The organism is Catellatospora sp. NPDC049609 (assembly GCF_040675365.1).
In the GTDB taxonomy this organism is placed as follows: domain Bacteria; phylum Actinomycetota; class Actinomycetes; order Mycobacteriales; family Micromonosporaceae; genus Catellatospora.
In genome coordinates this window covers 56,598-67,582 of record NZ_JBFAOU010000026.1, presented here as the reverse complement: position 1 = coordinate 67,582, position 10,985 = coordinate 56,598, and the positions used below count along the sequence as shown (strand labels likewise).

7 protein-coding genes, 1 tRNA gene and 1 pseudogene are annotated in these 10,985 nt (G+C 72.0%); 3 read left to right on the top strand and 6 right to left on the bottom strand.

The genetic code is table 11. From position 1 onward, the window contains the following. Nucleotides 1–58: 58 nt before the first annotated feature. Nucleotides 59–130 (bottom strand) — tRNA-Lys (locus AB0J67_RS10825). A gap of 223 nt (nucleotides 131–353) precedes the next feature. On the opposite strand from AB0J67_RS10825, the gene AB0J67_RS10820 reads away from it, so the two are divergent. Further along, a complete protein-coding gene (locus tag AB0J67_RS10820; RefSeq protein WP_363479431.1) occupies nucleotides 354–1,808 on the top strand; it encodes an FAD-dependent oxidoreductase in 1,455 nt (484 codons plus the stop codon). Between the two features lie 17 nt (nucleotides 1,809–1,825). Here AB0J67_RS10820 and AB0J67_RS10815 read toward each other — a convergent pair whose 3' ends face one another. The 5 genes and pseudogenes from AB0J67_RS10815 to AB0J67_RS10795 form a co-directional block, all read right to left on the bottom strand. After that, complete coding sequence (locus AB0J67_RS10815) at nucleotides 1,826–3,601, bottom strand: ABC transporter ATP-binding protein (protein WP_363479407.1); 1,776 nt, start codon at nucleotides 3,599–3,601, stop codon at nucleotides 1,826–1,828. Next, the gene (locus AB0J67_RS10810) at nucleotides 3,585–5,555 is read right to left on the bottom strand and encodes an ABC transporter ATP-binding protein (RefSeq protein WP_363479404.1); all 1,971 of its coding nucleotides are present in this window, start codon (nucleotides 5,553–5,555) and stop codon (nucleotides 3,585–3,587) included. Before AB0J67_RS10810 ends, AB0J67_RS10815 begins: the two co-directional genes overlap by 17 nt. Further along, entirely contained in the window at nucleotides 5,552–6,661 is a 1,110-nt protein-coding gene (locus AB0J67_RS10805) for a hypothetical protein (RefSeq protein ID WP_363479401.1), read from the bottom strand. The genes AB0J67_RS10810 and AB0J67_RS10805 overlap by 4 nt, the downstream gene beginning before the upstream one ends. A gap of 219 nt (nucleotides 6,662–6,880) precedes the next feature. Further along, nucleotides 6,881–8,449, bottom strand: a complete 1,569-nt coding sequence (gene rfaE2, locus AB0J67_RS10800) for a D-glycero-beta-D-manno-heptose 1-phosphate adenylyltransferase (RefSeq protein WP_363479428.1) — start codon at nucleotides 8,447–8,449, stop codon at nucleotides 6,881–6,883. Next, nucleotides 8,450–8,941, bottom strand: a pseudogene (locus tag AB0J67_RS10795) (SIS domain-containing protein); the annotation flags it as partial. A 475-nt stretch (nucleotides 8,942–9,416) separates the two neighbouring features. Here AB0J67_RS10795 and AB0J67_RS10790 point away from each other — a divergent pair. Together AB0J67_RS10790 and AB0J67_RS10785 are read left to right on the top strand one after the other, a co-directional pair. After that, on the top strand, nucleotides 9,417–10,592 hold the full coding sequence (locus AB0J67_RS10790) for a DegT/DnrJ/EryC1/StrS family aminotransferase (protein WP_363479398.1): 1,176 nt from the start codon (nucleotides 9,417–9,419) through the stop codon (nucleotides 10,590–10,592). Nucleotides 10,593–10,610: 18 nt separating this feature from the next. Beyond that, nucleotides 10,611–10,973: a hypothetical protein gene (locus AB0J67_RS10785; RefSeq protein WP_363479395.1), complete on the top strand. Its 363-nt coding sequence runs from the start codon at nucleotides 10,611–10,613 to the stop codon at nucleotides 10,971–10,973. Nucleotides 10,974–10,985 lie beyond the last annotated feature (12 nt).

Sequence of the window (10,985 nt, the reverse complement as noted above, 5' to 3'; positions counted from 1 at the left end):
CGGGCGGCGGAGGTGCGGGTAGGGCCGGGGGCGCGCCCGCCCCCCCGGGCGGCGTGGGTGGGCCGCCAGGGACTCGAACCCTGAACCTACGGATTAAAAGTCCGCAGCTCTGCCATTGAGCTAGCAGCCCGAGAGACAGGTTACCGGACGGGTGGCCTGGCCATGTACCTGGTTGTCGTGCGCACGGCAGCCGGCGGAGCCAGGGACCGGTCGATCATCGGCCGGACGCGGCCGTCGCCGGTCCGGCCTTGCCGATCGCGGCCGGGACTCGGCCGTTCCCCGCGCCGCGCATCATCCGAAGTGGATCGACGGGACGGCGGGCGGGCTCGAAAATCGATACCATGCAGCACGTGATGATCAATGGCGAAGATCCTTCGGACGCCGCGGACGTGCTCGTGGTCGGCGGCGGATTCGCCGGGCTCGCACTCGCCGCCGAGCTGGGCGCCCGCGGCGTTCGCGAGGTGACCGTGCTGGAGGCCGGTCCGGACGCGGGACGAGCCCACGTCCGCTGGGAGCTCGATCCGGCCACGGCCACGGCCTGGTGGCTGGCCCCCGAGACGGATCGCCACTTCTGGCGTCCGTACCGCGGAGACGGGACGAGCTTCACCGGAATCGCGGGCATCCGCCGCCGGCTCGGCGGCCGCTCACTCTACTGGGGCGGCATGATGCTGCCGATGGATCCGTGGGCGCTCGACGGGCGGGTCTGGCCGGAGGCGGTCGTCGCGGACCTGACCAGGGGCCACGACGGCGAGCCACCGCTCTTCGAGACGGTGCAGGCCCGGGTCGCGGAGTGGATGAAGGGTCCGGGAGCCGGTTCCATCGCCGACGACCACCGCCTCGACCTGTGGGGACACGACTTCCGGCACGCGCCGCGCGCGGTACGCCACGACGACGGGAGCCCGCGCTGGAAGGCGTACTCGCCGCTGGAGACGCTGCCCGGCAACGTGCGGATCGTGTGTGACGCTCCCGTGGTGGACCTGGTCGTCACCGATGGCGCCGTCGTCGGTGTCCGCGTCGCCGACGGCGACCGCGTCCGCACCATCTCGGCCGGGTCCGTGGTGCTGGCGGCCAGCACGATCGAGAACAGCCGCCTGGCCATTCAGGCACTGACCGGCGCGGGACTGCTCGCCGAGCCGGTGCTGCCCGGTCTGGTCGACAAGGTGGCGCAGGGCTTCGTCGCGACCTTCGACCCCGACCGCCTGCCGGCGCCGTTGCGGCAGGCGGCAGAGCAGGGCATGACCTACACGGCGCGCTGCGACGAGCTGCGGTCGAACATCTTCGTCAACGCGGGGGTCAACCCGTTCGGTGTGGCGGTGCTGGACGTGTACCTCATGGGCGAGCAGACCTCGGGCCCCTGGAGCCGGGTGCGCTGCGAGCCGGACGGGGCGGCGCCGTGGCCGACCCGGGTCGAGTGCCGCCTGGGCGGGGCCGATCAGGAGCTGGTCCGGGCGCAGCAAGCCGAGTTGCAGCGATGCTGGGACGAGCTGGCCGCCGCCACGGGTGCCGGACCGTCTGCGCTGTCCTTCGACGCGGAGTTCGGGTCGCCGGACCTGGCGGAGCGGATCATGCGGGCGCCCGCCATGCGGGCGGCCGCCGCGCCGTTCACCTATGCCTTCCCGCTGGGCTCGGAGCAGCACGAGGCGGGCACACTGCCGCTGGGCGGCGTTCTCGACGAGAATCACGAGTTCCGGTCGCTGCGCGGGCTGTACGCGCTCGGGCCGTGCACCTTTCCGCGTAGCGGTGCCGCCAACCCCGTCATGACGTTGCTGGCACTGGCCATGCGGCTCGGGCGCCACCTGAGCACCTGAGCCGCATGGCGCTCCGGTCACCGGTACTGCTGCGCCTGGAGCAGGTACAGCTCCGCGTAGAGACCGGGCCGGGCCATCAGCTGGTCGTGGCTGCCCGCTTCGATGATCTTCCCGTTGTCCACCACCAGGATGAGATCGGCCATCTGCACGGTGGAGAACCGGTGGGACACGATCAGCGTCACAGCCCCGGTCTGCGCGCTGATCCGGCGGCTGTTGTCGGCGTACTGCTCGAACAGGGCGTGCTCCGCGCGCGGATCCAGGGCCGAGGTGGGCTCGTCGAGCACCAGCAGCACCGGATCCGGGCGCATCATCGCCCGGGCCAGGGCCAGCTTCTGCCACTGGCCGCCGGACAGCTCGACAGCGCCGGTGATGGACCTGCCCAGGGGCGTGGCAAGCCCACGGGGCAGGCGATCGACCAACGGACCGGCGCCGGCCCGGTGCAGCGCGTGCCCGACCGCTGCGGCTGAGTCGGCCCGGGGCAGGTCCCCGATGCCGACCACGTGCTGCGCGGTGAACTCGAATCGCACGAAGTCCTGGAAGCCTGCCGCGATCCGCTCGCGCCAGGACTGGACGTCGATGCGCCGCAGGTCGACGCCGTCGATCTCGATCGCGCCGGCCGTGGGCTCGTAGAAGCGGGTCAGCAGCTTCACGATGGTCGACTTGCCGGCCCCGTTCTCGCCCACGATGGCCACGACGGCACCGGCGGGCAGGAAGACGTCGATGTCGTCGAGAGTCCTGCGGCCGGCGCCCGCGTACGCGAACGACAGCCCGCGCAGCCGGATGCCGGACGCGACGTGGTCGGGTGCGGGTTGTGCCTCGGTCGCGCGGCTGCTCGCCGTCGCCTCGCGGATCTCGGTGAACCCGGTCCGGACCTGGGAGAACCGGTGCAGTTCCTGGATCAGCAGCACGGCCGCGGTGACCTGCTGGTTGACCTGCGAGCACAGCGTGATGGCGAGGATGACGCTGCCGACGCTGTGCCCGGGGCTGGTCACCACCACCAGGATGGCCGCCGGGTACGCGAGTCCGAAGACCGCCTGGCCGGCGATGCGCAGCAGGGCCGACCGGCGTTCGGCCCGCCAGCTCACCGCCGTGCCCGCCTCCCACAGCGCGGAGTGGCGCCGGCGGACCTCGCCGCTCAGCCCGCTGATGCGCAGCTCCTTGGCGGAGACCGCCTGGGTGGCCAGCCGGACCAGGTAGTGCGCCCGGCGGGTCAGGTCGGCGCCCTCCAGCCGCGCTCTGGTGAGCAGCAGCTCGGCCCGGCGGCCAAGCACGATCGGCGGGACCGCCGCCACCGGCAGCAGCAGGAGCCACGGATCCAGCTTGCCCAGCAGCACGGCGGTCAACGCCACCCCCACGGCCAGGCTCACCCCTTGGAGCAGGGCGTCGATGCTGGTCCAGCCCGCTCGCTGCACCTCGTCACGCAGCACCTGCAACCGGTCGGCGTGCCTGTTGTCCTCGTGATGGGCCAGCCCGACCGAGCCGTTCGACACGTCGATCAGGTCCCGCTCCATCGCCAGCACGTTGAGCTCGCCCAGCTCGAAGTAGGCGACGTGGGCGAAGTGGCCGGCCGTCAGCGCGGCGAGGGCCAGCACGGCCGCCGCCCCGCTGAGCGGGATCAGACCGCGCTGCTCCCCGGCCAGGACGCGGTCGGTCAGCTCCGCCAGGACCAGGCCCAGCAGCGGCAGGGCGGTGGCCTGGAGCAGCATCAGCGCCGTGGCTATGGCGAGCCGGCGCGGGCTCTGCCGCCAGGACACCCCGAGCAGGAAGAGACAGCCTTTAAGCGTCGCGATCACGGTCGGTGCCCCTTCCCGGCCGGGTCGGCGCGAGTCGCGCCCGCGGACGGTCGTCCGTGAGGTTGAACCGCTCGGCCTGCAGGCGGTACAGCTGTCCGTAGCGCCCGGCGGGCAGCGCCATGAGCTCCTCGTGCGTGCCGCGTTCGGCGACCCGCCCGCCGTCGATGACGATGATCTGGTCGGCCCGCTGCACGCTCGAGAGCCGGTGCGAGATGAGCACCGTGGTCGCCCCGCGGACCAGGTCGACGAATCGGTCCAGGAACGCCGCCTCGGCCCGCACGTCCATCGCCGAGGTCGGCTCGTCCAGCACCAGCAGGCGCGCACCCGTGCGCAGGGCGTACATGGCGCGGGCGATGGCGATGCGCTGCCACTGGCCCCCGGACAGATCGATGCCGCCGGGGTACAGCCGGGACAGCGGGGTGTCGAGCCGCAGCGGCAGCTCCTCGGCCAGGCCGAGCAGCCCGACGTCGGCCAGCGCCGCGGTTATCTCCCGGTCGTCCCGGGCCGCGTGCGGTGCGCCGTACGCGACGTTGTCGGCCAGCGACAGCTCGTAGCGGATGAAGTCCTGGAAGACCACGCTCACCTGGCGCCGCCAGCCGTCGACGTCGTACGAGCGCAGGTCCGCGCCGTCGACCTCGATCCGCCCGCTCGTCGGCTCGTACAGCCGGGTGAGCAGCTTGACCAGCGTCGTCTTGCCCGCGCCGTTGACGCCGACGATCGCGGTGCACCGGCCCGCCGGCAGCTCCAGATCCAGCCCGTCGAGCACGTTCGGGGAGTCCGGGGCGTAGGCGAAGGACACGTCGACGAAGCGGACCGACCTGGCCGGGCGGCCTGTCGCGTCGCCCGACCCGGCTCCCGCGGCCGTGTGCGGCAGGTCCTCGGCGACCCGGGCCTGGAAACGGCGCAGCCCGCTCTCGGCCACCATGCCGAACTGCGTCGGCACGTCCGATTCCGGATAGGCGGCGCCCAGCATGAGCCCGGCGATGACGGCCTGCAGCCCCATCGACAGCGCCGTCAGCGAGACGGTGCCCGCTGCCACCCCGTCGGTCAGGGTGAAGACGACATAGGTCGCCCCGAGCACACCCAGCGCCGAGTAGTAGAGGTAAGGCTGCAGGTAGACCCGTCGCCGCCAGCGCCAGATCGTCCGCAACCGCTCCATCGAGACCCGCTGGTAGTGGCTGGTCAGCCAGCGGTGCAGCCCGTAGATGCGGACCTCCTTGGCCGCACCCGGCCCGGTGGCCACTTCGCGGAGGTAGTCCCCGCGCCGGATCAGCCCGGCGACCTCCTCCCACACCTTCGAGAAGCGCCGCAGACCGCCGCGCTGACCGCGTCGGAACAGCAGGACCGTCGCCAGCAGCGCCAGCCCGGCCGGCCAGCCCGCCGCCCACACGACGATGCCGGTGAACCCGGCGAGCTGGAGGTAGCGGGCGGCCAGTGCCAGCAGACCGGCCGTGGCGATGCCCGGGGTCTCGGTGCCGTGTTCCAGGCGTGACGTGGCCAGCTTGAGGTCGTCGAGAGCAGCCTGGTCCTCCATCACGGCGATTCCCGGGCTGCGCAGCGCGACCGCGACGATCTCGTCGATCACCCGGCCGTCGACCCGCCGCTTCACCAGCTCACCGAGCGCGATCTGCAGCGGTGTCAGCACCTGCCGGCCCAGGAAGGCGCCGGCGGCCGCGAGGAACATGTAGATCATCCTCGTCCAGCTGGGCGAGCCCGTCCCCTGCTCGATCGCGGCCGGTACGAGCCCCACCATGACGCTCGACGTGATCACGAAGACGATGGGGAGCACGCCGAGCGCGACGTTGACCGCCGTCACCACGGCGATCAGGCCCGCACCGACGTGCGGAACGTGGCGTGCGATGTCCAGCCGCGGCTGGACCGCGTCTCGCCACCAGGCGGCGGTAGGCGAGGCGCTTCCGGGGCCGCGGTCCGCGCGGCGCGACCGGGTGCTCATGGCGTCGGCCCGCCCGCCGCCTCGTAAGCGGCCTGCGCCACCGCGCTGACCGCCTTACCCCAGCCGTCCAGCGAGCGGGGATGCAGCAGCGTGCCGAACAGGCCGCCCTCGCCCATGGCCGCCCAGCCGTCGATCAGCAGGTCGGACGAGACGGGCGTCGTGGCACCGTCCGTCAGCCGGCGCACCGGAACCGCTCCGGTGCGGAGTACGTGACCGGTGAGGTAGGCGGTGACCCAGATGCCGTGAACGTAGGCCAGGCCGATGTGGTCGACCAGTGCCGGGACCTGGTCGTCGGCGGCGCGGTGCTGCTCGAATCCCTCCTCGATCACAGCGCGGTCCAACCCGAGCCAGCGGACGGCGTCGAGCCAGTGCGCCTGCCGCCAGGCGTCGTGCGTGCCGTCGTCGACCCGCAGCATGCAGTAGGCGACGCCCTTGGAGAAGTAGGGACAGGCGGTCACGGAGTGCGCGAGCCGCTGCCCCGAGCCCGCGCTCGCGGGGTGGAAGTGCGAGTAGAGCGCCGCGCTGCGCTCGTCGTTGCCGATCAGGCTCACGAACTGGCCGTGGTTCACCACCGACGGGACGCTCAGGTAGGTCGGGACGCCCGCCGTGGTCAGGAACTGCGCCAGCACGTCGTCGTCGTCGAACCGCAGTCCGACCAGCGGTCGCATGAACTCGGTGAGTCGACGGACCAGCGGCACCGGCATCAGCACCGCCTGGCACGGGAGATAGTCGGCCTCGGTGATCGCCTCGACCCAGTCGGCGCCGGCCGCGGCGCTCAGCCTGATCAGCGCTCCGTTGGGGGAGTCGTTGTGGGCGTAGAACGCCAGCGCCGCGTCGGGCAGCAACTCGATCCCGGCCAGGACGGTCGGCAGGAACGTGTCCGACAGTATGACGTCGTCCTGGATCACCAGGACGTGGGTCGCGTCGGCAACGCCGGCCGACCAGGCGGCGTACGTCGCGCGCATCGAGTCCCGCCGGCCGTCGGGTTCCGGGTCGAACACGACCTCCGCTCCGGGGACGTGCCGCGCGAGCGCGGCCGCCTGAGCGGCCCGGTCGGGGTGGGCCATGATGATGGTGCGCAGGGTGAACTGTTGACCGGATGACATGTCGGTCTTCCTTTCTCAACCGATGGCAGACCGTTCCGCGGCCGGCACCGCTACCTCCGGACCGACGGCGCAACGCGTCGGTCAGCGGGCCGGCACCGCGAGAGCGGCTGCACGCGACCGCGGCGGTGCCGCGGTCAGCGAGGGTCATGACGTATGTGGCGGCACCACCACTGCGGTCGCCGCCGGCCGGGCACCGGGTCCGCCTCCCGGATCGGCGTGTCAGGCGTTCGCGCCGCGCACCGCCCGCGTGATGAGCGAACTGGTGGACCGCCCGGCGAGATAGGGGACCGTCACCACCTCGCCACCCCACGCGCGGACGGCTTTCGCCTCGGGGATGACCATGTTCGAGTAGTCGCCGCCCTTGACGAAGATGTGCGGTCGCAACCGCTCCAGCAGCCGCAGCGGGGTGTCCTCCTCGAACACCACCACCGCGTCGACCGACTGCAGCGCGCTGAGCACCAGGGCCCGGTCGGGCATGGTGACCACCGGACGGCTCTGCCCCTTGAGGCGGGACACGGACTCGTCGCTGTTGAGACACACGATCAGGCAGTCGCCGAGCTGGCGGGCCTGCTCCAGCAGCGAGATGTGCCCACGGTGCAGCAGGTCGAAGCATCCACCCGTGGCGACCACCGTGCCGCCGGCGGCCCGCACCCGCGCAGCCAGCTCCAGCGCGTCGACGCTCCTGCCGTCCGCGGCCTCGCGCACAGGGGTCGCCGCGGCGAGCCCCGCCGGTCCGCCGGCGGTGACGTAGGCCGACGCCGCCCAGACGGACCCGATGATCGCCTCCGACAGCAGCGCACCGTCGGCGAGCTGCACCGCCGTCCTGGCGGCGAAGACATCCCCGGCCCCGCAGGAGTCGGCCGGCCGGGCCCCGGCGGCACGTTCGGGCACCGGCACCACCAGTGCCGGCAGATCCTGGTCCTCCACCAGCATCGCGCCACGGTCGCCGAGGGTCACGGCGATCGAGGCGGCCGACCAGCGCCGGACCAGCTCGCGCGCCTGCTGTGTCTGCGCGTTCAGGTCGCCGCCCTGCGGCGTGCCGGTGAAGTGGGCGGCTTCGCGGGCGTTGGGTGTCACCACGCGTACGCCGGGCACCGGGGCCGCGCCCTTCGGGTGGGGGTCCCAGACCAGGGGCACGCGGCTGGCCGCCTCGGCCAGTGCCGACCGCACCGAGGCGACGGAGGTGATGCCCCGGCCGTAGTCGGAGACGATCACGCTGCCCGAGGCGGCGATCGCCGCCGCGCCCTCCGTGGACAGCTCCCGCACTATCCGGCCGGGCGGGGGCGCCCCGTCGAGCATCAGCAGGGAACGGCCGGCCGCACGGATGCGTGACTTCACCGGAGTCGTGCCGGTCAGACCGTGGTCGATCAGCTCGACGCCGGCATCGCGCAGCATCCGGCGCAGGTCGTCCGCCGGGTCGTCGTCGGCCAGTGCCGTGATCAGCACGACCTGCTTGCCGTAGTGGGCGGCCAGCAGCGCGGTGAGCCCGGCGCCGCCGGGCCGGCTCACCGTGGACATCGCCTCCACGACCGGGATCGGCGCCTCCGGCGACAGGCGGTTCACCTGGCCGGTGGTGTCGCGATCGAGCAGGGTGTCGCCGATCACGACGATCCGGTCCGCGTGCGCGCGCGATCGGCCGCGCGGCGCGGCGGGTCGCGTCGTCAGCACCGGATGACGCAGCGACTCGGCTGCCGGCGGGCGGGCCTGCGGGGGCAACGCAAGGGTCGCCGGCTCGGCCGGCGCGCGATCGTCGGCCCCGTCCCGAGAGAGCGCTCCCTCGAAGGCCATGCAGATGAGATGCACCGCGGTCAGGTGGCACTCCTGCACGGCGGGGACGGGGGCGTCGATGGCGACCACCTCGTCGGCCGCCGCCGCCAGCGGGCTCGGCGACGGGCCGGTGAGCGCCCACACCGCCATGCCGCCGCTGCGCGCGGCCTGGGCCGCGCGCACCACGCTGGGGCTCGCCCCCGACGTGGAGAGCAGCAGCACGATGTCGCCGGGCCGGCCGTGCGCGCGGACCTGGCGGGCGAAGACCTCGTCCCAGGAGTAGTCGTTGGCGATGGCGCTGACGCTCGACGACTCGCTGTGCAGGGCGATCGCCGAGAAAGGGCGGCGGTCGTCGCGGAACCGGCCGACCAGCTCGGCGGTCAGGTGCTGTGCTTCGGCGGCCGAACCGCCGTTGCCGCCCACCAGCAGCCGGCCCCCGCCGTCGAGGACCGCGTAGAGCCGCTCGCCCCAGCCCTTCAGGGTCGCCAGCGGCAGCTGAGCCAGCGACGCCATCACGTCGCTGACATGCGCGCGACCGGTTTTCCAGTCACTGTTGTCGATTGCATGGGCCTCGGGCACAGTGCGCCCCTCGCCGCCGGTCATGTCATGCCCCCCGTGGCATCTAAAGTCAGGCAACCGATGGTCGCCATAGACGTTAAACGATGGACATCCATCGCGAACGCGCTCTGAATTATGATCAACGGACGTCGACGTGTCAATCGACACCCAGTGGTGCATCGATCCCGACGGCGCCGTGCGGAACCGATAAGTCCAGGTTGGATGGTAGCCGAAGATCCTGTGCGGCAACTGTTCGCGACGGTGCGGGCGTGATCGACGTGCCAGATCGGATCTTGACATCGCGTACCCGGCTCTGCATTGTAGGCATGCGACGAGCGCATGTACTTATTCACATGCTGCTCTTTACGGGGGAGGTAGTCGCATGTCGGGTCCTGGGCGCATGTTCTTCGGTGAAGAGGAAACCGCCAATGTGATCAAGTCGTTGGAGGGCACGCTCACCCGGTATCGGTACGGTCTACCCGGAGACACCTCCTTCGTCTACCAGTTCGAGCGCGAGGTCGAGTCCCTCTTCGACGCGCCGCACTGCCTCGCCGTCAACAGCTGCACGTCAGCGCTGATCACAGCGCTCGGCGCGCTCGGTGTCCAGCCGGGCGACGAGGTGATCGTGCCCGGTTACACCTTCATCGCGTCGATGGCCAGTGTCGTCTTCGCCGGAGCCACGCCGGTTCTCGCCGAGATCGACGACACGCTCAACCTGGACCCCGACGACGTCGCCCGGAAGATCACGCCCAGGACGCGCGGCATCATCGCGGTGCACATGCTCGGCGCCGGCGCCGACCTGGACCGCCTCGGCGCTGTCGCCAAGGAGCACGGGCTGTTCCTGCTCGAGGACGTGGCTCAGGCATGCGGCGGCAGCCAGCACGGCCGCCGGCTGGGGTCGATCGGTGACTGCGGGGCCTTCTCGCTCAACTACTTCAAAGTGATCACATCGGGCGAGGGCGGCTTCCTGCTGACCAATGGGGAAGCGCTCTATCGCCGCGCGTACGCTATCCACGATCATGGATTTGCGCCAATGCGCGACGGCACGGTGGACGACAACGCCATCTTCGGGCTCAACGTCCGGATGCCCGACTTCGCCGGGGCGCTCGCCCTCGCGCAGATCCGCAAGCTGGACCAGATCCTGGCCCGGACCCGCGAGGTGAAGAACAAGCTGGCGGCCGAGATCGGCGACCTGCCGGGCGTGACGCGCCGCAGGTTGGTGGACCCGGCCGGCGACTGCGCCCTGGCGCTGGCCTACATCTTCCCGGACGCCGGGTTCGCCGACGAGGTCGCCGGACTGCTCGGCACGAGAACGCTGCTGTCCTCGGGGCGGCACTACTACGGCAACATGGGCCAGCTGCGCACCATGGACAAGCCGGGCGGATCGCGCCCGTTCCACCGGCCCGACGCCGGCAACGCGCGCAGCTACGAGCCAGGCAGCCTGCCGAACACCGACTCGCTGCTGGCCCGGACCATCGCGCTGTCGACCGGCTCCGCGGACTCCTACTCCGCCACCGGGTTCGGCGCCACGGTGCAGAGCACCGACGACGAGATCGCCACGGTGGCGGCCAAGTTCCGGTCCGCCGTCACCACGGTGCACGGCTGACGGCACAGCGTCCCGACCATGCGACTGTTCCGCGCGGCAGACATCACACCCGTCCCGGCGGCGCTGCCGGGCTGCGTCTCGGCGTTCAACGGGCCGCTCGCCGAAGCGGCGCGAGTCGATGACGTCGCCTGCGACATCATGCGAGTGATCGGTGCGGGCGGCATCCCGGTGCACGAGGGGCGCCGCGACCAGATGTGCACCGTCATCGCCGGCCACGGCTGGATGCGCGGAGGCGAAGGCGAGTGGTTCGAGGTCGGTGTCGGCGACGTCGCGCTGTGGGCTGAGGGGGAGGCCCGCTCGTGGCGGACCGAGACCGGCATCACCCTGATGTCCGTCCGCGGTCGAGGGCTGGTCGGGGACGTCCCGACCGCCTCGGCCTGACGGGCACAGCCG